Source organism: Pedobacter sp. (assembly GCF_965279535.1).
Lineage (GTDB): Bacteria > Bacteroidota > Bacteroidia > Sphingobacteriales > Sphingobacteriaceae > Pedobacter.
This window is the reverse complement of sequence record NZ_OZ257244.1, coordinates 2,786,863-2,809,209: the sequence shown is the minus strand read 5'-3', so window position 1 is coordinate 2,809,209 and position 22,347 is coordinate 2,786,863. Positions and strand designations below refer to the sequence as shown.

Below are 22,347 nucleotides of genomic sequence, written 5' to 3'. Positions count from 1 at the left end.
AAAGGGTTCAGAATTAAATAATGGAACAACTTTTATTACTCATATTTCTCCCGCTTGTAGGTGCTGTTGTTTCAGCATTTGCAGGGAAATCGGCGAAATTAATTTCTACTGTTTTTGCAGTAGCTTCTTTGGTATTGGCTTTAATTCTGGCGGCTAATTTTATCCCAGATGCCAGTACACAGTTTCTGGTAAATTTACCTTGGATACAGGATTTAGGCATCAGTTTCCATGCTGGAATTGATGGCATCAGTATGCTAACTGTTTTGTTAACGAATATTCTGATTCCAGTTATTATCCTGTCCAGCTATAACCATGATTATAAAAATCCAGGTGCTTTCTACGGATTGATTTTGTTTATGCAAACCGGATTGTTATTGGTTTTTACTGCAATGGATGCTTTCCTTTTCTACATAGGCTGGGAAGCGGCATTAATTCCAATTTATTTTATCTGTGCAGTTTGGGGTGGAAAGGACCGCATCCGCATCAACATGAAGTTCTTCGTTTATACCATTGCAGGTTCATTATTCATGTTGATGGGAATTATTTACCTATACCTGCAAAACCCTGCACACAATTTTGACATTCAGGCTTTTTATGCTTTGAACTTGGACAGCGTGCAACAAGGATGGGTTTTCTGGGCCTTCTTTATTGCTTTCGCGATTAAAATGCCAATTTTTCCTTTCCATACCTGGCAACCCGATACCTATACGGCAGCTCCAACACAAGGAACCATGCTTTTATCTGGTATCATGCTAAAAATGGGTATCTATGGCGTAATCAGATGGTTATTACCCATTGTACCAACCGGAGTACAGGATTGGTCTTGTTTAGCGATGGTGTTGTCTGTTATTGGTGTGGTTTATGCCTCTCTAATAGCTTTTACACAAAAAGATGCCAAGCGCTTAGTAGCCTATTCTTCTATAGCCCACGTTGGACTGATTGCTGCAGGAATTTTTGCATTAAACCAACAAGGTTTACAAGGTGCAATGATACAAATGTTAAGCCATGGTATCAATGTGGTAGGCTTATTCTTTATTTTAGACATCATCTTCTCGCGCGTTAAAACGAATAAAATAGAAGATCTTGGTGGTATTGCTAAAGTAGCCCCTCAGTTAGCCATTACTTTCCTGATCATTGTTTTAGGAACAGTGGCTTTACCTGGAACCAATGGTTTCATTGGAGAATTTTTATTGTTGTTAGGTGTTTATCAATATAGCATCTGGGCAGCAGCAATTTCAGGCTTAACCATTATTTTCGGTGCAGTTTACATGTTACGCACCTACCAGAATGTAATGCTTGGCAAAACAAATGAATTAACCATCACTTTTACCGATATTAAAGGAACTGAGAAATTGGTTCTCTATACCATTTGTGCATTGATTATCATTTTGGGTGTTTATCCGAAACCATTGTTGCACTTAACAGAGGCATCTGTACAACATTTATTAGAACAGGTAAATCAAAAATTAACTACAGTAAATTAAGCAATGAATATTATTATAACCATTAGTATAACAGCTTTTTTAGTGCTTTATGCAGGCTTGTTTAAGGCGAATAAGGCATTATTACCGCTTACCATCGTTGGCTTACTTACTGCTCTAGGATTTACTTTCCTTGCATGGGGTGGTAATGCCGTACATTACGGAATGATGCAGACTGATAATTTTGCACTTGCATTTTCATCGGTTTGTATTGTTGGTACATTGCTTATCTTTTTATTAACCCAGAACTATTTCCACGCTAAAAGCGATAACATTGCCGAATACTATACCTTAATTCTCTTTGCACTTGCAGGGATGATTATGATGGTGTCTTATAAAAATATGGCTATGCTTTTCGTTGGTCTGGAAATTATGTCTGTGAGTTTGTATATCCTTGCAGGTATTCGTAAAAAAGACTTTGCTTCCAATGAGGCTTCATTGAAATATTTTTTAATGGGCGCCTTTTCAACAGGCTTCCTGTTATTTGGTATTGCCCTTATTTATGGTGCAACCGGATCTTTTGACCTGGATAAAATCCAGGCCTATTTAGTTGCAAACAACCAAACAATCTCTCCAATTTTTTACCCTGGTGTAATATTAATGATGATTGGTTTGTGCTTTAAGGTTGGTGCTGCACCTTTTCATTTCTGGACTCCAGATGTTTACGAAGGCGCCCCAAGTTTAATCACTACCTTTATGAGTACAGTGGTAAAGACCGCAGGTTTCGCTGCGTTCCTGAGGTTATTTGCCGGTGCTTTAGCACCACTTCATGATTTCTGGGTAATGCCATTAATGGTTATTGTTTGCTTAACCTTGTTTATTGGTAATGTTACGGCTCTATTCCAAAAGAACTTCAAGCGTATGCTGGCCTATTCGAGTATTTCGCACGCCGGATATTTATTGTTTTCACTAATTGTTTTATCGCAGTATTCAAACAATAATGTATTGGTTTATGCTGCTGCATATACTTTTGCATCAATCATTGCTTTTGCCGTACTGATTCTGGTAAAACAAAAAACTGGCAGCGATAGCTTTGAAAGTTTTAACGGCTTAGGTAAAAAGAATCCCCTTGTTGCATTATCTTTAACCGTAGCCATGCTTTCTTTAGCCGGTATTCCTTTAACTGCTGGTTTTATTGGTAAGTACCTGATGTTCTTAAATGTGATGCAAGAGTATCAAACCATATTGGTTGCATTTGCCATTTTAAATGCCCTTGTAGGTTTTTACTACTATTTTAAGGTAATTGTGGCCATGTATTTCAAAGATGGCGCAGAGGTTGAATTGAGCACGCCAGTACAATACAAAGTTGTTTTGGTAGTTTCAGTTATTGTAACCATCCTTTTAGGTGTGTATCCTGCGGTTCTTTTAAACCTGATATAGATATTTCAAATTTGCTGCTTATATTGGATCAATGTAGGCAGCAAGTTTACTCCTGTAGGTAAGGCTCACAGATAGCGTGTTACCATTACTTAAATAAATAAAATCGTTTTTAAATTTTTCGATGTGCATCGTAGATGCAATAAAAGATTTGTGAATTCTCACGAAGTTAGGGTGGTTTTTTAGTCTTTCTTCCATGTGTGATAGATTTAAGATCACGGTTATTGCCTTATTCTTCATGTTTACCTGGGTATAGTTTCCCTTGGCCTCAATAAAAATAATTTCCTCCAATAAAACTTTTACTAACTCTTTATCTTCCTTTGTTTTTACAAAAATAAAGGGATTTTCAGCTTTAGACTGATTTATGATGGACATTACAACCGACCTAAATTTCTGAAAACCAAATGGCTTAGGGATGAAGTCATGCGCCTTTAGTTTATATCCCTCTAATGCATAATGCAGGTGTCCACTTATCAGAATCAGATATTTCATCTTGTTGCGAATTTTAAATGCTAAATCCAGTCCTGAAAGGTCTGGCATCTCAATATCGGTGAAGACAATATCCACCGGCTCTTTCAATAACAATATTTCTCGTAATGCAGTGGTCGAATTGGTGTAACTTTTAATTAAAGTTAGTAAAGAAATCTCGCCGATATATTCGGTAAGTTGTTCGCAAACAAGTGGTTCGTCATCAATAATTATGCAGGTAAAAGCCATCAATCCTAATTTTAATTATAATAATATTATTTAAGGATGAGGGTAAGCCTGTTGCTCTTATACAAACATAGTATACTTCGCAGTAAAAATCGAAGCCTTTTACAAATTTTATCCTTAAAAAGCATGATTTCGGCCTTAAAATAAAATTGTTATGGTATTTCTATTCAAATTTATGTCACTAACTCTGAAATAAGCTAAAAAAATGGCCTATGTGTCATAGTTTATCAGGGTTGTGTGAATAAGCTTTTGTTAATCGGTGTTTGTAAGCTTTTTGTATTGAAAGACGGTTGATGGTACTCATCGCTAAACACATAATATTTTCCAACTCAAATATAACTATGGATACTCAAAGGGATATAATATCACTGACGTTTACTTCTTTGGGTAAGTATTAAAGTTGTTTAAAATTGGCCCGTAATTGTGCAGAAAGAAAAATTAAGATACTACTTGCAGGTGTAGTCCAACATAAATCTAAAGACTTTAAACTTCGATTAGAAACTAAATTTAATTAAAAACATGAAAAAATTTCAATTAAGTAAAATGGATGTTGAAGCATTAAGTCAAAACTTAGATTTGTTTGATAATGCGATGCTGAAAAAATCAGCAGTAGATGTGATCTCTAATAATACCGTTGGTGGTACCAATAATTCAGATTTTGCTCAAATTTCTTATGTGCAAATAACATTTGGACAAGTAGTAAATGACTAACGCACAAAAAGCTGTCATAAGGCAGCTTTTTTACAAATATTTTCAATGAAAATAGATAAAGTAGTGGTAAAAGTGGCGAGTAGATGTAATATAAATTGCAAGTACTGCTATATGTACAATTTGGGTGACTTATCATATAAAATTCAACCGAAATTTATTGAAGATCATACAATAGTGAATTTTGCATGTAAAATGTTGATACATGCAAAAGAAAATAATATGAAGATTATCTCGATTATCATTCACGGAGGGGAACCACTTCTCTTGAGTAAAAAACGCTTTCTCAGATTTATCAATTCATTTAATCATTTCAAAGATCATGAGATCAATGTAATTTTTGCTTTACAGACTAACGGGATATTGATAACGGATGAATGGTGTGAAATTTTTAAAACTTATAATATTCACATAGGTGTAAGCTTAGACGGCAAGAAAGAACTGAACGATACTTACAGACTTGATAAAAATGGTAAAGGCACCTTTGACGATGTAATGAAAGGTATGGATGTGTTACGCAAAAATAAGGTGCCATTCGGAGTTTTATCAGTCCTAAACTTAGCTGCTGACCCCTTAGATTATTATGAAAATTTCAAATCAATAAATATTACCTCACTAGATGTTCTTTTTTTGGAAATGAACCACGACACTAAATTTAGTCGAACAACGTCTGATGTAAGTGTTGCGGAATGGTACATTAAATTATTTGAGGCATGGTATCGAGATAAAGATGCTAAGATAAAATTAAGACTTTTTGATACTCTGATAAGAGAAATTCTAGGTGAAAAGCAAACGCTTGATGCTTTGGGAGTTTCGGAAAATAATATTTTAGTTCTAGAAACTAATGGTGGATTGGAAGCTGTTGATGTTCTTAAAATGTGTGGTGATTCTTTTACGAAAAATGAACTAAACATAAATAAAGATTTAATCGAGGATGTCAAAAATTCTGATCTCATAAACATTTATTACAATAGTGGTAAATATTTGGCTAAAAAATGTTTAGCATGTCCGATTGTAAATATTTGTGGTGGTGGGTATCTTCCTCATCGATATAGTTCAGAAAATGGTTTCAATAATCCATCAATTTACTGTGATGATTTATTACGTATAATTACGCATATACAAAATGCTGTTTTTGATACAATTCCTACAAAACTTGTCGAGGAATCAGGATTGGAGAAATTAACTTATCACGAGGCAGTCTCCCTTATTGAAGAGAATATGTTATTTGTTTCTGATCCTGAGTATGTTAGTAAGTTGGAGAGTTTTAAAAAATCGAAATGCCTTCCCGTATTGAATACGGGAATTATATAGCAAGAATTATAAAGCTACAATTATAGAGAACATGAGAATGAAATTTATTTTCAAAAAATTTGATTCTAAAATCATAACAATATTTGTTTTATTTTTTATTCAATTTCTTTTGAGCTGTAAAATAAATCAGTATAGGAATTGGAACAGAGTTGGAAAATGGATTGAAACAAGGGAAGTTGATGGAGTTAAATATAAGTTTGTTGGTCACTATAAAATGAATGGGTATGAAAAGGGGGTTTGGCGAAATTATGCGAACAATGTATTAGTTAGTAAGGAGATTTACATTAATGACACATGCCACACTACTAATTATCGGACTAATGGCACCGTTGTTTCCAGTGGTAAAACTATAACTGATAGAAGTGGAGGAGATAAACTACGGTGGTATTATATTGGCCAATGGAAATATTTTGATGACCAAGGTGACTTAGAATTTATACGATTTTTCGTAAATGGGCGCGAAAATGGAGAAATAAAAATCGAAAAAAAATCTAAGGAATGAGATTATCTAGTCTTTTTAATTCTTTTCCTTTTATCCATCAATTGGATAGTACAGATTGCGGAATAGCTTGCTTAAAAACAATCTGTAAATTCTATTCTCACGAAGCAAATGAGGAAGTTTTAGGCAATGTAAACATTACTAAACAAGGCATACAAATTGCAGAATTAAATCGTCTTGCATTAAACCTGGGTTTTAAGACAATGGTTGTGGAATTGGATTTTGATAATTTGATCGAAAATGTCCCTACTCCATCAATTTTATTTTGGGAATCTAATCACTATGTAGTGGTTTACAAGATTAAAAAAGATATGATTTGTCTATCTGATCCTGCTATTGGTAGAGTTAAGTATACTAAAAAAGAATTCTTAAAGGGATGGTTACAACGCAATAGCAAAGGGCTAGTGCTAATACTACTTCCAACGGAAGAATTTAGAGGAAATGCAAGATGTAACTCACCTGCTAGTAAGAATAGTTTTCACCATATCCTAAAATACATGTTAAGCTATAAAACAGAAATATCTATAATTTCGATAAGTTTTTTGTTCGCATCTGTTATAGAGTTCATGTTTCCGTTCTTTACTCAGAAAATTATAGATAAAGGTGTTAGATTAAGGAATATTTCGTTTGTGGAAATGGTATTATTTAGCCAAATTATTCTTTTCGTAAGTAAAATTGTTAATGAATTTTATCGCTCATGGCTGTTTATCCATGTTAGCTCAAGAGTAGGATTTCATTTAGTCTCAGACTTTATTTTGAAACTTTTGAGCCTTCCTTTAAAGTTTTTTTCTTCAAAAAATGTAGGTGATTTATTGGAACGAATAGCAGATCATAAACGCTTGGAAAGTTTCCTTACAAATGATCTTTTAAGGAGTATTTTTGCTCTTTTTAGTATACTTGTTTATGGGTTCATTCTTCTATTTTATGATGTTAATATATTCCTTGTTTTTTTTATTGGCAACATATTTCAATTATCATGGATCTTTATTTTTCTTAAAAAAATCAGAATAATTGAAAAAAGGCATTTTTTTTTACTAACAAAAGAACAGAATAAGACTTTAGAAATTATTAATGGCATCCAAGAAATTAAACTTAATAACCTTGAATATCAACGGAAAACTGTTTGGGAGCAACACCAAGCTGAAATCTTCAACAATAATATTAATAAGTTAGAAGTTAATCAAAAATATGAAAGTTATAGGTTTATTAGCTTTTTCATTTCACTTTTTACTACATATATAGCTTCTATTTCAGTAATCAAAGGAGAGCTGACAATAGGCTCAATGATGGCGATAGTATTTGTTTTAGGGGCAATGAATGTACCAATTACGCAATTAATTAATTTCATTCTAAATTTTCAATTGGTAAGGGTTAGCCTTGATAGACTAGATGAAGTTTATAATCTATCAAGTGAGACCAATGAGGATAAAGCAATCAATAATTTAGCGTCCTGTAATATCTGTATTTCTGATCTTTCATTTGCTTATGATAACTTCAATTTTGTTCTGCAAAATATTAATTTAATAATACCCTTTGGCAAAACCACTGCCCTCGTTGGCGTTAGTGGCAGTGGTAAAACATCTTTATTAAAGTTAATTTTGAAATTCTATAGTCCCCAGTCTGGCGATATATTGATTGGTTCGTCAAAACTGTCAAAAATTGACAATAAATGCTGGAGGGATAAATGTGGCGTAATCTTTCAGGATAGCTTCATATTTTCTGAATCAATCGGCTATAATATCTCATTGACAGCCACTCCTGATTTTGACAGAATTCAAACAGCGGTACATTTAGCCAATTTAACCACCTTTATAGAAGAACTTCCTCTGAAAATTAATACCATTATTGGCAACGTGGGGGTAGGAATTAGTCAGGGGCAAAAGCAACGAATACTAATTGCCCGTGCGATCTATAAGGATCCCGACTATTTATTCTTTGATGAAGCTACAAATTCCTTAGATACCGAGAACGAAAAATTGATCGTCTCTAATATTGCAAATTACTTTAGAGGGAAAACAATGTTTATAATTGCTCACCGGTTAAGTACTGTAAGGGAGGCGGATCAAATTATTGTTCTTGATAAAGGAAGGATTATTGAAATTGGTACCCATGAAGAACTCTTAAGATGTAGAGGTAAATACTTCGATTTAGTTAAAAACCAGCTTGAAATAAATAAATAGATATGTTCCTATTAGGTGATATCCCATTGATGTTAAAAAGGCTTTGTTTTGCTGTGTTTTTGTTTTGTATACTTGGACTCAGTTTTACGATTTTTGTCCTTTTTTGTATGTAAGAAACTAACAGTTAGAGCTTTTATTTTTTAAGTAAAGAACTTTGGTAAAGCTGAATCTAGTCATATCTTTATTTTAAATTCTAAGACCAACTTTAACAGAAATTCCATTTTATTAGTTTTTAAAACTAATCTTCATTGTTAAATAATTATTTGTAGTTTTACGAACAATTGAAATATGCAGGATTTCTGGAATAGCCTTCACCATTTAATCGATCCCGAGAAATTATTGAGGGAGGGCGGTTTCTATCTTGTCGTATTCGTAATCTATGCCGAAACCGGTCTCTTTTTTGGCTTTTTTCTTCCCGGCGATTATCTGCTGTTTTTGGCGGGTATGTTTGTAGCTACCGGAAAACTTGATGTAAATATCGCAGTTTTGCTTGCAGGTTTAATTATTGCAGCCATAATGGGGAATTTTACGGGGTATTGGTTTGGTAGAAAAACGGGGCCTGTATTGTACACCAGAAAGGACAGCTTCTTTTTTAAGAAGAAATATTTGAAGGCTGCAGAAGAATATTATAACAAACAGGGGGCTTTTGCACTTATTATGGGAAGATTTGTTCCGATAGTAAGAACTTTTGCACCGATTTTTGCTGGTGTTGTTAAACTGGAGTTTAAAAGGTTTGCATTATATAATATTGCAGGTGCCTTGCTTTGGATTAGCTCACTTACCCTTTTAGGGTATTTTTTAGGCAAAAGATTTGAACAAGAAATTAACGATTATTTATTATATATTATTATTGGGTTTATCGTTATCACAACTATTCCATTATTAATTACCTTTGTAAAAAGAAAAGTAGTGAAAAGTCCTGACGAGGATAAACAGATTTAAAATTAGAAATGGCAAAAGACGAACATCACGCGTGGCATAGCGTATCTCCTGGTACAAACGTACCTGAAATTGTTAACGCAATTATTGAAATTCCAAAAGGTTCAAAAGCAAAATACGAAATAGATAAAGAATCAGGTTTAATCAAATTAGATAGGGTTCTTTTTTCATCAGTTATGTACCCCGCTAACTATGGCTTTATTCCACAAACTTATTGTGATGATAAAGATCCGCTGGATATCCTGGTACTTTGTTCTGTTGATGTATATCCTATGACGGTTATCGAAGCCAAAGTTGTAGGTGTTATGCATATGGTAGATAATGGCGAGCAAGACGATAAAATCATCGCAGTAGCGAAAAATGATATGTCTGTAAACTATATCAACGATTTAGATGAGTTACCTCCACATACCATGAAAGAAATTGTTCGTTTCTTCCAGGATTATAAAGCATTAGAAGAGAAAAATGTAACTATCGAACACTTATTGGGCGTTCGTTATGCACATAAAGTGATTAAGGAAAGTATTGAACTTTACAACACAACCTTTAGAGAATTAGCTTAATGGATTTACCCTCGGTCTGTTTGTTTTTAAATTTAAAGTTAGGCGCAGTATTGCCTTCAACACCACTTTTACTCGCTGAAGTTCAGCAAGAGTCTGGAGGGGTAGGTTGGCGCTTATTCTTAGCATTGTTTTTGGTGCTGTTGAACGGTTTTTTTGTTGCAGCAGAGTTTGCAATCGTTAAGGTTCGGGCATCACAAATAGAAATTAAAGCAAAAACAGGCAGTCGTGTCGGCAAAATGGCTAAAGGGATTATTCATAATCTGGATGGCTATCTTGCCGCCACGCAGCTGGGAATTACCCTTGCCTCTCTTGGCCTGGGTTGGGTAGGTGAAGACGTGATGCACACCATTTTTAAAAATCTTTTTGATAGTTTAGAATGGGGACTTAGCGATGCAACTATCCATACTGCATCTACAATTGTAGCCTTCTCCCTTATCACCATCATGCATATTGTGTTTGGTGAACTTGCACCAAAATCTTTCGCAATTCAGCGCCCGGTAGCCACAACACTCTTTGTTTCTTTTCCATTACAGGTATTTTATGTGGTGTTTAAGCCATTCATCTGGACATTAAACAGCTTGGCGGCCATTATTCTGAAGCCGCTTGGTATCGACGCTTCTGCAGGCCATGAATCTATTCACAGTACAGAAGAATTGCAGTATCTTTTAGATCAAGGTAAGGAAAGCGGTGCATTGGATAATAACGAACACGAATTAATTAAAAACGTTTTCGATTTTAATGAACGTGTGGTTAAAAACATTATGGTTCCCAGAACCAAAATTTCTGGCGTTGAATTAACTTCGCCTAAAGAAGAAGTAATTGATATCATCATCAAAGAAGGTTATTCGAGGTTACCTGTTTATGATGATAGTATGGACAAAATTGTCGGGATCATCCACGCTAAAGATATTTTACCATTGGTGGCTTCAGGTAATCAAACCTGGACCCTGAACGACATTATCCGAAAGCCTTACTTTGTAACAGAAACTAAGAAAATTAACGATTTGATGAGCGAGCTCCAGAGCAACCGGATTCAAATTGCTATTGTTTTAGATGAATTTGGTGGAACCGCAGGTATGGTTACACTAGAAGACATTGTAGAAGAGCTGGTAGGTGAAATTCAGGATGAATATGATGAGGAAAAACCACTGGTAGAAAAAGTTTCTGATCATGAGTTTATTGTAAACGCCTCAGCCACTGTATACGATGTAAACGAACATCTTCCGCATGATTTACCTGAAGATGAAGATTTTGATACCATGGGGGGCTTAGTATCTCACATTTTCGGCCGTATCCCAGAGGTTGGAGAAAATAATGAATCTTATGGTTATCTGTTTACCATTTTAAAGAAAACAGAGCAGAACATCGAAACCATAAAATTAGAACTCGTTATCAATAAAGCAGATATGGTTGATAATCACTAATTTCAACTATGCATATTTTTTATACTCCGGATATTACAGCTGATTCTTATACGCTAAACGAGGAAGAAAGCAAACACTGTGTAAGGGTATTGCGCTTATCTGTAGGTGCACTGGTTTATTTGGTTGATGGAAAAGGCGGTTTTTATACTGCAGAAATTATTGCTGATAATCCTAAAAAAGTAGGTTTAAAGATTTTAAAGGTTGAGGAAGCGTTTGGTAAAAGAAACCATTATCTTCATATCGCAGTAGCCCCTACTAAAAATATCGATCGTATCGAATGGTTTCTGGAAAAGGCTACAGAATTGGGTATTGACGAAATCACTCCGATTATTGCTGACCGTTCGGAAAGAAAAGTAGTGAAGGATGACCGTTTAAACAAGGTAATCACCTCTGCGGTTAAACAATCTATAAAAGCTTATCACCCTAAACTTAACGAGGCAATCTCGCTCGATAACTTTTTAAAGCAACCCTTTACAGGAGATAAGTTAATTGCACATTGTATCGACAATGAAGGTAAGGCCTACATCAGCGATTTGATTCAGCCTCAAGGCCAATACTTAATTTTAATCGGCCCCGAAGGCGATTTTACACCAGAAGAAGTTACAAAAGCTTTGAATAAAGGCTTCAAACCTTTAACTTTAGGTAATAACAGACTCAGAACTGAAACGGCTGCTTTAGCTGTGTGTTTTGAGGTTAATTACCTAAATCGTTAAGCATTTGAAATTTTCAATCAATCATTTTTATTCCAGGATACCTGCTGCTTTTAGTTTTAGGCTTTTGTATTTAAGCCTTTGTTTGGTAGCTTTATGCTTAGTCTACAGTTTTTCAGCTCCATCGTATCGGATGGCTAAGCTTAAATATAATGGTGGTGGCGATTGGTATGCGGATCGAACGGCGCTCCCTAACTTGATCGCATTTTGCAACGCCAACCTTAAAACGAATTTCTATCCGGAAGAAAGCATTGTTGAAGTAGGGAGCAAAGAGCTTTTTAACTATCCTTTTGTGTACATGACCGGACATGGAAATGTGGTATTTAGCGATCAGGAAGTAGGTAACTTGCGCAGATATTTGATTGGTGGAGGTTTCCTGCATATTGATGATAACTATGGCCTGGATAAGTTTATCAGGCCCCAAATGAAAAAGGTATTCCCTGAGCTGAGTTTCGTTGAATTGCCAGCCAATCATGCGTTATATAATCAAAAATTTAAGTTTCCTAACGGATTACCCAAAATCCATGAGCATGATGGTAAGCGGCCACAAGGTTTCGCTCTTATTTATAAAGGGAGGGTAGTTTGTTACTACACGTTTGAATGCGATTTAGGGAATGGTTGGGAAGATTTGGGCACCTATCCTGAAGATACGCCGGAAACACGATCTAAAGCCCTTAAAATGGGTGCAAATTTGATTCAGTATGCTTTAACTCAATAAATATGTATCAGGTAAAAGTTAACAATCAATTTCAGTTTGAAATCTCCCAGAATGAGCCAGAGCTTACTGTTGACGGAAGAAAGCTCGAGGTAGATTTTAGCAGACTGAATGAAGGATCTACTCATGTTATCTATAACAACCAGTCTTTTAATACAGAGCTGGTGGGTTTTGATGCGAATGCGAAGACCGCTATTATTAAAGTAAATGGAAATATATACCATATTGAAGTTAAGGATCAATATGATCAGCTCTTAAAGCAATTAGGACTTGATAGCTTAGCCACTAACAAAATTTTGGAGATCAAAGCGCCAATGCCAGGTTTGGTATTGAATGTACTGATATCTGCCGGTCAGGAAGTAAATAAGGGCGATAATTTATTGGTATTGGAAGCCATGAAAATGGAGAATATTCTAAAATCAACCAGCACAGGCATTGTGAAAAAGATATTTGTTCAGCAGGGTGATAAGGTAGAAAAGAATCAGATTTTAATCCAATTTAAATAGTCTATTATTCAAGGCTCATTCATTATCGGCGGTCATAGTGATGGTGTATTTCAGGTATACAGACAGACTTAAGATGATTTTTTGAGAGATATGAATACAATAGCCATTTAAAATTTCTTACACGGTTAAACAAAAAAGGCATCTTTCCCTTCAGAAAGATGCCTTTTTTTGATATCAGTTTTATTAGCGTTTTGGATTGAAAGCTTTAGGCGAAGCTTGCTTAAAGTTTCTTTTACCGGCTGTGCTGATTTCCGGAGCACCAAGCATGGTCATTGCACAACGGAAACCTATTTCTGCTGAAGCATCATCTTGTTGCAAGAAACGACGTGTTGCCGGGTTTAACCAGTAAGCCATATCGTTCCATGAACCGCCTTTATAAACCCTTGATTTATCGTTAACCAGGCTTACACCCTCATCATTTAATAATTTATTTTGTCTGTCTCTATGACCCCTTTCATCCGCCTGATATGCCGTAACAGGGGTGCCAGGCTCAGTTGATTTAGAAATAGAATCAGCTCTTTTTGCCAATGCCTGTTTTTCGGCCCAGGTTAATTTTTTTCCAGAATAAGCATTCTCCTTAATTGGATTGCCGTATTTATCAAGCGCAATTTTTCCATTTTGAGCATCTGCCAACTGTTTGTTAGTGAAATAGTTACCGCGATAAGGGTTAAAGGCATCAGCATCAGTAAATGTTCCGGTTCTGTAAACGTCATTTACCCACTCGTTAACGTTTCCAGCCATATTATACAAACCAAAATCGTTTGGTTTATAGTAAAGCACTGGTACGGTTAAATCACCCTTATCATTTAATGAACCACCAACACCCATGTAATCTCCGGGAGCTCTTTTAAAGTTGGCCTGAATTAAACCTCTGGTTTTTTTACTTGCAGAGCTTACACCTAAACCATTCCATGGATAGATTTTATTTTGATTGATGTTTTCGTATTCTGTATTGCCAATTAAGCCCAATGCTGCGTATTCCCATTCAGCTTCTGTAGGTAAGCGATAAGGTTGCATGATTACACCGTCTTCTAATGTTGCGGTTCTTCTGGGCTGACCTCCTCTGGCAGGAGCTGCTGTTGCTCCGGCAGTAGTGGTGGCTGCACCAGATTTAACATTATAATCGATAGGGGCATTTTTACCAACATCGCTATACTGACCGTTCAAATAGGCGTCGGTATTGAAAGGTTTATCTGGTTTTGGAGTGGCCGCTGCAGTGGTGTTATTGTTGTTTCCACGGCCGGAAGTACCCTGAGCTAAAGTTTTATAATCTGTTAAGATACCTTTCTCACGTAAAATAAACTCATTGGCTCTTGAAGTTCTCCATTCGCAATAGCGTGAAGCCTGCTCCCAGGTAACACCAACAACCGGATAATCACGGTAAGCAGGGTGTCTCAGGTAGTTATCTACGTAAGGTTCATTGTAAGAAAGCGCACGTCTCCACACTAAAGTGTCAGGAAGCTCATTGTAATAATATTCGCGATCTTCAGGATAGTTGTACCTGATCCAGTGTAAGTATTCTAACCAATCGGTGTTCGATACTTCAGTTTCATCCATATAAAAAGAAGGTACAGTAACCTGTCTTTTATAATTATAAATGTTTGGTTCAACACCTGCCACTTCAATGGCGCTACCACCAACTACAAGCACACCGCCTTCAATTGGAATTAAGCCAGGTCCTGGTGCACGCTTGTACTTTGTAGCCACGGCAAAGGCTCCAGATGTTTTGTTTTTCTTATCCGCATAAGGGATTCCTGTTTTACTTGAACTGTTTCCACCCTTTGAGCTACAGCCCGAAAGTAGTCCCACCAATGATAAACAAGCAAAAGAATATAGTATCAGTTTTTTCATATAATGCAAGAGAAATATCGCCCACTAGTAATCCAACGATAAAATTACACAAATTTAAATGATTTATAAGCTTCGGGGCAACAATTATTTGAATATATTTTTGAACCATAACGTATTATTTTATTACGTATTGTGTATGTTTTATTTTTCTTTAATTGAAGTCTTAAAATATTATAAATAAGGTATATAGCAGGAAGGCTTCTGTATAATGTCTTGAGGGTTAAATTTATTTAAGAATGTAATGCGGATGCGTTTACATTTTTTTAATTCGATTTTATGATTTTCACATTAATATGTGCGTACCAATATGAATAAGTATCTTACTTATAAATTGAGTATATATTATGATGTAAACTAAACATAACCAACTATAAAATTTAATGCAGTATGTGTAGTGGCTGGTGTTAAATTTTTGAAAGTAAATAATGTGTTGTTTTGATATGCGAAAAAGATTAAGTGTCTCATTATTTATGGGTTATGTTTTTTGAATTTTTAGAGTAATGTAAAAAACGTAGGTTTAATTAGTAAACACTCTTAAAATTCGTAATTTGGTAAAATATAATTTTTGGTTTTACGTTTACAAAACATATCTCAAGAGAGCTAAATACCAACAATCTAAAATTACGTACCTTAAAGGATGAATTTCAAGTACATTAGTAAACTTGCTTTTTCTGCGATTTCTATGGCATTGGTATTTGGCGAATCGAATGCCCAGGTTACAATCGGAAATACACAAACCAATGGAAGTGAGGCGAACAATATCATTACTGCCGTTCCTTTCATGCTGATCACGCCTGATGCCCGTGCAGGCGCTATGGGCGATGCTGGCGTAGCCATTACCGGTGATGTTAATTCAGCAAGCATCAATCCATCTAAGCTGGCTTTTTTAGAAAAACCATATGGTTTTGCGGTGTCATACAGTCCCTGGTTAAAGAGTCTTGTTCCTGATATCAATTTAGCTTATTTAAGTGGCTTTTATAAATTGGATGAGCGGAATACCATTGGCGCATCGTTGCGATATTTCTCATTAGGTTCTATTCAACTTACCGATGTTAATCAGCAGGATTTAGGTATAGCTAATCCAAATGAACTGGCTTTTGATGTAACTTTTGCAAGGAGCTTTGGTGAAGAGTTTTCTTTAGGCTCATCGTTAAGATATATTTACTCTAACCTGGCTTCAGGCCAGTTTTCTTCAACCGGACAGGTGCGGGGAGGCAAGGCAATTGCTGTAGATGTATCTGGATTATACAAAACCTCAACAACTTTCTTTGGAAAACCAGCTGTGCTATCTGCCGGAGCCAACATCTCTAATATCGGAACGAAGATGAGTTATTCTGATGATGGCCCGAGTTTCTTCTTACCTACTAACTTTAAATTGGGTGGTGCATCTACCATTGCTGTCGATGAGTATAGCAGCTTCACTTTTGCTTTGGATTTTAATAAACTCTTGGTGCCCACACAACCGATATATGATGCAAACGGCCAAATCGTTAGTGGAAAAGATCCTAATCGCTCTGTTCCTGCAGGTATTTTTGGCTCATTTGGCGATGCACCAGGAGGCTTTAGCGAAGAACTTAAGGAAGTTGGGATTTCGACAGGCATAGAATATTGGTATAATCAACAATTTGCCCTGCGGGCAGGATACAATTACCAGAGTCCGATGAAGGGCGATAGTCGCTACTTTACTTTGGGTTTAGGCTTAAAATACAACGTTTTTAATATAGATTTCTCTTATTTATTGGCAAATGCGCAAACCAGTCCTTTAGCCAATACCCTTCGTTTTGGTCTTTTGTTTAACTTTGGCGAAAAATCAGCGGTTAAAAAGTAGTTTTAATGGCCGCTGTTCTCAGATTAACAAATAATCATCCTTTAATTAAAAACAAATGAAAATAAGAGTAGGCTTTGGGTTTGATGTGCATCAACTGAAAGATCAGCACCCTTTTGTAGTAGGTGGAGTAACATTGGAACATCATAAAGGTGCTTATGGCCATTCTGACGCTGATGTATTGCTGCATGCCATTTGCGATGCCTTGCTAGGTGCTGCGAATTTGCGCGATATAGGATTTCATTTTAAAAACACAGACGACAGGTGGAAAGGGATTAGTAGTCTTATTTTATTAAAAGAGACGGTAAAACTTTTAACAGAGAAAGGCTGGAGCGTTGGAAATATTGATGCAATGCTTTGTTTAGAAGCCCCAAAAATTAACCCCCATATTCCTGCAATGCAGCAAAATATTGCTGATGCTATCGGGATTTCTACGGATGATATTTCCATAAAAGCGACAACCAATGAGCAGATGGGGTTTATAGGTCGAGAAGAAGGTGTAGTGGCTTATGCAGTTTGTTTAATTGAAAAAGCTTAATTTTTCCATCTCGGGAGGAATAAAGAGATTGGTAGACCGATGCAAAAAATCAGGATTACCGCATTTATTATAGCCTTTTCGAGATTAAAATTAACTGATGGAATTAGGGTTAGCGGAACGACAATCAGGTTCATAATAACCCAAACGAACAGGCCATATAAAATCCCGTAGATTAGTTTATTAGTATTTAAAAACCTCAATCTGTTAAGCAGGATGGCATAAAATAAGCTGAAGGAAAAGGCAATAAGGTAATGAAAGAAAATCCCTGCGATTATCATTTCCATTCCACCAGCGAAAGCCGCTTTGCCAAAAAATGCACTTGCAATGTACTTAAAAGTTGCCGCGAATTTAAACTTAGCGAGAATGATTACTGCTGCTGCACCGTCAAGCGTTCCGGCGATAAACCCTACAGTTATGATGCGCTGCGAGGAAATGGGATTTGTAGTGGGATGCCTCATGAGCGTAACGTTGGTTAGTATTGGCTTATTCTTAAACAATAATACTAAATTAATTGATCAATAGTTTGATAATGAACAGCATTATTCTGCAAATTTAAGGAGAGCATTTAATTCAGCCTGCCGCCACAATCCAATCAACTTAAATTTGCAGAAAATAAATTCTGATTATGGTAATGCCGCTACTTGCTTTACATTTCCGGTCCTCTTTAATGTTCCCCATGTTTCCAGCTCACCTTTAATCGCCTTCCTAAACGATCTGAATAAAACAAGGTACATGAGTTGTCTCCAAAAGAAACGTTGAGGTAACAGGTAAATCAGGCTTTTTAGCTTTTCTTTCTCCATGCTGAATGCTACAGCTGCAAAAAGAAGATCTATCAGGATAAAAATAATATAATAGCACAACACCTGGCCAAAACCGTTATGAAGACTTAAAATACCTGAAAACCCTGTTAATGTTAAATTATTTATGGCGCTTAGCGAAAACAGGCCACTCAATAATGAAATCAACATAAATAAATCGGCCAGCGGCGAAAATAGCGGTAATATAATCTGATACACCAGTATATTAGGCATACCTATCATGCCAAAGTAGCCATATTTTTTATTAAAGAGTGTTTTTCTGTTTTTCCAGAAGCTTTGTATTACCCCGAAACTCCAGCGGAAGCGTTGTTTTAAAAGCATATTGACGGTTTCAGGGGCTTCTGTATAGGCTACTGCTGTATCGCAGTTTTTAACGGTATAACCCGCTCTTAAAATTCGCATGGTTAAATCACAATCTTCAGCCAATGTGTCTGTACTAAAACCGCCTACAGCATTTACAATCTCTTTTCTAAACGCACCAATGGCTCCTGGTACAACTGTAATGGTATCTAAGAGATCAAAGGCACGCCTGTCCATATTTTGAGCGGTAATGTACTCTATCAACTGCCACTTGGTTAAGATATTATGCGCATTGCCAACTTTGACGGTACCGGCAACTGCCGCAATTTGAGGTTCGTAAAAATAACGCATCAATTCAGTTACCGCATTCGATTTCAACTGTGTATCTGCATCTATGCAGATGATGTAATCGGCGGTTGCCTGAGCAATTCCGTAATTCAATGCTGATGCCTTGCCACCATTGGCTTTACTGAATATTTTAACCTGCGGATGATTTCCAAACTGAGCATCTACCCTTGCAAATGTTTGGTCTTTAGAGCCATCATCAATAAAGATTAATTCGAAATCAGGATAATCTGTATTTAACAAACTATTAATGGTTTGTACAGCAGTTACCTCCTCATTGTAGGCAGGGATAATAATACTAACCTTTGCTGAAGGATTTTTGATTAGGATATTGACGTTCTTTTTAGCTTTTCTCTTTTGTAAAATAGCCAGGTAGGCAATAAATAAAGTTCTTAAAATGGCTAAAGCAATGGCTACACTGAAAATAACATTTAATACTCTGTTGCCATAGTAAAAGAAGTTGATGAAGAAAAAATCACCTGAACCGATAAGACCGCTGTTGGCAGTTGATTTTACAGCAGGCATCAGTTCGGCCCGATTTTTACCCATTAAATCTCCTACCGTAGTAAAGGTATATCCTTTTTGTTTAAAGAATTTAATAATTCGGGGCAATGCTGCTACAGTTGCTTCTCTGTTTCCTCCCGCATCATGCAACAGCAAAATGTTACCATTATTTTGCTGTTTTACCACTTCATTAAAGATCTGATCTGCCGTTTTTCCTGGTTCCCAGTCTTCCGGATCAATATATTCACCGATGTTAATGTAATTTTCCTTACGACTTTGTGCTACTGGCAGAATTTCAGATATGTTTTGAGGTTCTGCATCTGCATTAAAAGGTGCCCTGAATAATATTGTACTGTGACCGGTTACGGCTTCGATAAGCCTACGCGTAGCATTAAGTTCAAATTTTACCCGGTTTGGGCCAATGGCCGACATATCTGGATGAAAAAAGGTATGATTGCCGATTTCGTAGCCATCATTGTATTCCTGCCTCAACAGTTCCATATTTTTTTCGGCCATAATGCCCACTACAAAGAAACAACCGGGCACCTTTTCCTTTTTAAGAATATCGATTACCTGGGGTGTGTAGGTTGGATCGGGCCCGTCGTCAAAGGTCAAAGCAATTTTTTTATCGGCCTCTCCAAATCTTTTAATCACATACTGGCTGGGCATACGTACATATTGCTGATCGGCAATACTGAAATTATCTTTATCCAGGGTAATTTTTGCAGTACCTGGTTTCGGACTGGAAACAAGATCAAGAATTTCCCCATCACCGATATAGGCGATACCGCCCATCGTTAGGGCTGAAATTTTTCTTAAATCAACAGGCTTCTGTTTCAAAGCATCTAAATTAAGGTTGTTCGAAATGAAACTCCATAGACGTTTATCTTCTGAACCTAAACGCCAAAGGGCAACCCCGGCAATATTCCAGTCATCAGCTTTGCGGATAAGGTTAAAATTAGTAGCTGCATCGGTAAAGTAAACCTGATGTGAAATATTGCTGCCGTCTTTATAACTGTAATGCAAATTGGCAGATATCGGGTTGTAGTGAATCTGACTTTTATAATTCACGGCAGTGGTCATGGCTTCTTCATAGGTTACCGATTTGCCTACGCTGTTTTGTGGCCAATCGTAACCATAGCAGGCGAGGGCTAGGATAACCTTATTAGGATTCATTTCATTACAAATATCATCCAGCTTATCTTCAACCCATTCCTGGTGTGAGATGTCTCCGGCATTACTCTGATCGGTATGCTGGTCGTAGGCCATAAGCACGATATAGTCATTATAATTTTGTAGAATGGCCGGGTTATAATCATCGTTCTCTGGAGAAATGTCCTGAGATACGATAAGGTTACGGGCATGAAACTGCGCATATAGATTTTTCATAAAGGCATTGAAACCCGCCCTGTTTTCTAAATTCAGTTCTTCGAAATCAATGTTTATACCTTTAAAATGATGTTTTTCAGTCAGCTTAAGCAGGTTGGAGATCAGCATTTCCTGTGCAGGCAGGTCATGGAGCAATCTGCTCACTGCTGCGCCATCCCAATGATCCTGATTATAATTGGAAACTACTGCGATTGGCAATTTATGGGCTTTATGTATAACCTGAAGCGCTGCGGTATCAGCTTTATCAATAATAGAATCGCCATTTAAGAAGAAGGATTCGGTAGCAACCATGTCTAAATGCGCAATATTTCGTTTTAAATCAGCAAGAGATTTTCCTGCAGTACCTGCCCAGCTCACATAAAAAGCCATATTAATCCGCTTGCTATCGCCACGATGCAGAAGAACCCTTTTTTCCTTGTCTTTCTTGATTTTTTGAAGCTTAGATTTCGCAATGGTGAAGGCTTTATAGGACTGAGATTTTTTAAGTTTTTCGAGTTGCTTTTGGGTTAAGGGGCTATTGGTATTAATAAAAGGAAGATTTGGCGTTTGTGCCGACCATAAGGTAAAGGCTACGCATATAATGGCAGTGATGAAAACCAGGAAGAAGGCACGACTTACCCAGGTAAATGCTTGCCAGCGTGTTTTGGTTTCAGTTTGAAATATTTGTTTTCCGGACATTTTCGTTCTGATTTGATATTGCAAACTTTGAAAACGCAGATGAAGATTGTGTGAAATTTTAATTAAATGGCTTAAATCCAGCTAGCTGTGAATATTTATGGGTTCTTTAGTATTCTGGTGTTTAAGAATTTTTTATTTATGGCGTTTTTATATCTTCGCTTTATCAGATTATAACTTTTATGGAATTACTAACAAGCGCAGAGGCCTGGATATCCTTATTTACTTTAACCCTTTTAGAAATTGTTCTCGGTATAGATAATGTAATTTTCGTTAGTATTATTCTTAATCGGGTGCAGCAGAAATCGCAAAAAACAGCGCGTGTGATTTGGATGCTTACGGGTATTGCTTCCCGTTGTTTGATGCTATTTGGCTTAAGCTGGTTGTTATCTCAAAAAGGTAAATTTATTATTCCTGAAAGCTGGTTTGGGAAAGGTTTTGATTTAGCGAGTTTAGTGATGCTTTTGGGGGGACTATTTCTGATCTATAAATCTGTCATGGAAATTCACCATAAACTGGAAGGTGAAGACCCAACAATAAATACAAACAGCAAAAAACCGCTGGGTTTTGGACAAGCTGTTTTTCAGATTATGCTTATTGATGCGGTTTTCTCCTTTGATAGTATAATTACTGCCGGAGGTACTGCAAAACATGTTGAAGTAATGATCGTTGCAGTTGTAATTGCCATGTTCATCATGTTTACTTTTAGTCCTAAAATTGCGGGTTTTATTCATCAACACCCTACATTAAAGATGCTGGCTTTATCCTTTTTAGTGATGATTGGCCTAAGTTTAGTTATAGAGGGTTGGGATTCAAGAGCTGCACATGAAATGCACTTAAAAAACTACATCTACTTCGGTATGGCATTCTCGGTTGCAGTTGAAGTTTTGAACATGATTTTCAGAAAGCGTCAGTTAAAGAATGTGGTTAAGCTGAATGAACCCCGTATGGAATCAGAAGAAAAAAAATAGA

At 36.4% G+C, this 22,347-nt stretch carries 19 protein-coding genes; 15 read left to right on the top strand and 4 right to left on the bottom strand.

The window, feature by feature from the left end:
• The first annotated feature begins 20 nt into the window (after positions 1-20).
• The gene (locus ACQY77_RS11310) at positions 21-1,484 is read left to right on the top strand and encodes a complex I subunit 4 family protein (protein WP_421942031.1); all 1,464 of its coding nucleotides are present in this window, start codon (positions 21-23) and stop codon (positions 1,482-1,484) included.
• A 3-nt stretch (positions 1,485-1,487) separates the two neighbouring features.
• Positions 1,488-2,861 (top strand): NADH-quinone oxidoreductase subunit N, encoded by a 1,374-nt coding sequence (locus ACQY77_RS11305; RefSeq protein ID WP_421942032.1) that lies wholly within the window; start codon positions 1,488-1,490, stop codon positions 2,859-2,861.
• An 18-nt stretch (positions 2,862-2,879) separates the two neighbouring features.
• Here the strand turns inward: ACQY77_RS11305 and ACQY77_RS11300 are convergent, their stop codons facing one another.
• A complete protein-coding gene (locus ACQY77_RS11300; RefSeq protein ID WP_421942033.1) occupies positions 2,880-3,575 on the bottom strand; it encodes a LytR/AlgR family response regulator transcription factor in 696 nt (231 codons plus the stop codon).
• 516 nt (positions 3,576-4,091) lie between these two features.
• Between ACQY77_RS11300 and ACQY77_RS11295 the strand changes: the two genes are divergently transcribed.
• The 10 genes from ACQY77_RS11295 (at position 4,092) to ACQY77_RS11250 (ending at position 13,130) form a co-directional block, all read left to right on the top strand.
• Positions 4,092-4,283 (top strand): hypothetical protein, encoded by a 192-nt coding sequence (locus tag ACQY77_RS11295; protein WP_421942034.1) that lies wholly within the window; start codon positions 4,092-4,094, stop codon positions 4,281-4,283.
• Between the two features lie 45 nt (positions 4,284-4,328).
• Positions 4,329-5,594: a radical SAM protein gene (locus ACQY77_RS11290; RefSeq protein WP_421942035.1), complete on the top strand. Its 1,266-nt coding sequence runs from the start codon at positions 4,329-4,331 to the stop codon at positions 5,592-5,594.
• Positions 5,595-5,631: 37 nt separating this feature from the next.
• Positions 5,632-6,096 carry a hypothetical protein gene (locus ACQY77_RS11285; RefSeq protein WP_428429903.1) on the top strand — a complete coding sequence of 155 codons (465 nt, stop codon included), beginning with the start codon at positions 5,632-5,634 and terminating at the stop codon, positions 6,094-6,096.
• Positions 6,093-8,273 carry a peptidase domain-containing ABC transporter gene (locus ACQY77_RS11280; RefSeq protein WP_421942037.1) on the top strand — a complete coding sequence of 727 codons (2,181 nt, stop codon included), beginning with the start codon at positions 6,093-6,095 and terminating at the stop codon, positions 8,271-8,273. Before ACQY77_RS11285 ends, ACQY77_RS11280 begins: the two co-directional genes overlap by 4 nt.
• Positions 8,274-8,561: 288 nt before the next feature.
• Positions 8,562-9,215, top strand: a complete 654-nt coding sequence (locus tag ACQY77_RS11275) for a DedA family protein (protein WP_421942038.1) — start codon at positions 8,562-8,564, stop codon at positions 9,213-9,215.
• An 8-nt stretch (positions 9,216-9,223) separates the two neighbouring features.
• Positions 9,224-9,775: an inorganic diphosphatase gene (locus ACQY77_RS11270; RefSeq protein WP_421942039.1), complete on the top strand. Its 552-nt coding sequence runs from the start codon at positions 9,224-9,226 to the stop codon at positions 9,773-9,775.
• Positions 9,775-11,199, top strand: coding sequence for a hemolysin family protein (locus ACQY77_RS11265; RefSeq protein ID WP_421942040.1), 1,425 nt, complete (start codon positions 9,775-9,777; stop codon positions 11,197-11,199). The genes ACQY77_RS11270 and ACQY77_RS11265 overlap by 1 nt, the downstream gene beginning before the upstream one ends.
• Positions 11,200-11,207: 8 nt before the next feature.
• Positions 11,208-11,912 (top strand): 16S rRNA (uracil(1498)-N(3))-methyltransferase, encoded by a 705-nt coding sequence (locus ACQY77_RS11260; RefSeq protein ID WP_421942041.1) that lies wholly within the window; start codon positions 11,208-11,210, stop codon positions 11,910-11,912.
• Positions 11,913-12,042: 130 nt separating this feature from the next.
• A complete protein-coding gene (locus ACQY77_RS11255; protein ID WP_421942042.1) occupies positions 12,043-12,627 on the top strand; it encodes a DUF4159 domain-containing protein in 585 nt (194 codons plus the stop codon).
• Positions 12,628-12,629: 2 nt separating this feature from the next.
• Complete coding sequence (locus tag ACQY77_RS11250) at positions 12,630-13,130, top strand: biotin/lipoyl-containing protein (RefSeq protein ID WP_421942043.1); 501 nt, start codon at positions 12,630-12,632, stop codon at positions 13,128-13,130.
• A 183-nt stretch (positions 13,131-13,313) separates the two neighbouring features.
• Here ACQY77_RS11250 and ACQY77_RS11245 read toward each other — a convergent pair whose 3' ends face one another.
• On the bottom strand, positions 13,314-14,981 hold the full coding sequence (locus ACQY77_RS11245; protein WP_421942044.1) for an SUMF1/EgtB/PvdO family nonheme iron enzyme: 1,668 nt from the start codon (positions 14,979-14,981) through the stop codon (positions 13,314-13,316).
• Positions 14,982-15,618: 637 nt separating this feature from the next.
• Here ACQY77_RS11245 and porV point away from each other — a divergent pair.
• A complete protein-coding gene (gene porV / locus ACQY77_RS11240; RefSeq protein WP_421942045.1) occupies positions 15,619-16,809 on the top strand; it encodes a type IX secretion system outer membrane channel protein PorV in 1,191 nt (396 codons plus the stop codon).
• A 55-nt stretch (positions 16,810-16,864) separates the two neighbouring features.
• On the top strand, positions 16,865-17,344 hold the full coding sequence (ispF, locus tag ACQY77_RS11235) for a 2-C-methyl-D-erythritol 2,4-cyclodiphosphate synthase (RefSeq protein WP_421942046.1): 480 nt from the start codon (positions 16,865-16,867) through the stop codon (positions 17,342-17,344).
• On the opposite strand, the gene ACQY77_RS11230 is transcribed toward ispF, so the two are convergent.
• Both ACQY77_RS11230 and ACQY77_RS11225 read right to left on the bottom strand, forming a co-directional pair.
• The gene (locus ACQY77_RS11230) at positions 17,341-17,841 is read right to left on the bottom strand and encodes a hypothetical protein (protein ID WP_421942047.1); all 501 of its coding nucleotides are present in this window, start codon (positions 17,839-17,841) and stop codon (positions 17,341-17,343) included. The genes ispF and ACQY77_RS11230 overlap by 4 nt on opposite strands.
• A 126-nt stretch (positions 17,842-17,967) precedes the next feature.
• Positions 17,968-21,378 (bottom strand): glycosyltransferase, encoded by a 3,411-nt coding sequence (locus tag ACQY77_RS11225; RefSeq protein ID WP_421942048.1) that lies wholly within the window; start codon positions 21,376-21,378, stop codon positions 17,968-17,970.
• A gap of 179 nt (positions 21,379-21,557) precedes the next feature.
• On the opposite strand from ACQY77_RS11225, the gene ACQY77_RS11220 reads away from it, so the two are divergent.
• Positions 21,558-22,346: a TerC family protein gene (locus ACQY77_RS11220; RefSeq protein ID WP_421942049.1), complete on the top strand. Its 789-nt coding sequence runs from the start codon at positions 21,558-21,560 to the stop codon at positions 22,344-22,346.
• Position 22,347: the final 1 nt, after the last annotated feature.

Coding starts and splice junctions, on each gene's coding strand:
- ACQY77_RS11250 (WP_421942043.1), top strand. CDS start 12,630: ATGTATCAGGTAAAAGTTAACAATCAATTTCAGTTTGAAATCTCCCAG.
- ACQY77_RS11265 (WP_421942040.1), top strand. CDS start 9,775: ATGGATTTACCCTCGGTCTGTTTGTTTTTAAATTTAAAGTTAGGCGCA.
- ACQY77_RS11260 (WP_421942041.1), top strand. CDS start 11,208: ATGCATATTTTTTATACTCCGGATATTACAGCTGATTCTTATACGCTA.
- ACQY77_RS11310 (WP_421942031.1), top strand. CDS start 21: ATGGAACAACTTTTATTACTCATATTTCTCCCGCTTGTAGGTGCTGTT.
- ACQY77_RS11245 (WP_421942044.1), bottom strand. CDS start 14,981: ATGAAAAAACTGATACTATATTCTTTTGCTTGTTTATCATTGGTGGGA.
- ispF (WP_421942046.1), top strand. CDS start 16,865: ATGAAAATAAGAGTAGGCTTTGGGTTTGATGTGCATCAACTGAAAGAT.
- porV (WP_421942045.1), top strand. CDS start 15,619: ATGAATTTCAAGTACATTAGTAAACTTGCTTTTTCTGCGATTTCTATG.
- ACQY77_RS11300 (WP_421942033.1), bottom strand. CDS start 3,575: ATGGCTTTTACCTGCATAATTATTGATGACGAACCACTTGTTTGCGAA.
- ACQY77_RS11255 (WP_421942042.1), top strand. CDS start 12,043: ATGGCTAAGCTTAAATATAATGGTGGTGGCGATTGGTATGCGGATCGA.
- ACQY77_RS11290 (WP_421942035.1), top strand. CDS start 4,329: ATGAAAATAGATAAAGTAGTGGTAAAAGTGGCGAGTAGATGTAATATA.
- ACQY77_RS11280 (WP_421942037.1), top strand. CDS start 6,093: ATGAGATTATCTAGTCTTTTTAATTCTTTTCCTTTTATCCATCAATTG.
- ACQY77_RS11275 (WP_421942038.1), top strand. CDS start 8,562: ATGCAGGATTTCTGGAATAGCCTTCACCATTTAATCGATCCCGAGAAA.
- ACQY77_RS11220 (WP_421942049.1), top strand. CDS start 21,558: ATGGAATTACTAACAAGCGCAGAGGCCTGGATATCCTTATTTACTTTA.
- ACQY77_RS11225 (WP_421942048.1), bottom strand. CDS start 21,378: ATGTCCGGAAAACAAATATTTCAAACTGAAACCAAAACACGCTGGCAA.
- ACQY77_RS11285 (WP_428429903.1), top strand. CDS start 5,632: ATGAAATTTATTTTCAAAAAATTTGATTCTAAAATCATAACAATATTT.
- ACQY77_RS11295 (WP_421942034.1), top strand. CDS start 4,092: ATGAAAAAATTTCAATTAAGTAAAATGGATGTTGAAGCATTAAGTCAA.
- ACQY77_RS11305 (WP_421942032.1), top strand. CDS start 1,488: ATGAATATTATTATAACCATTAGTATAACAGCTTTTTTAGTGCTTTAT.
- ACQY77_RS11270 (WP_421942039.1), top strand. CDS start 9,224: ATGGCAAAAGACGAACATCACGCGTGGCATAGCGTATCTCCTGGTACA.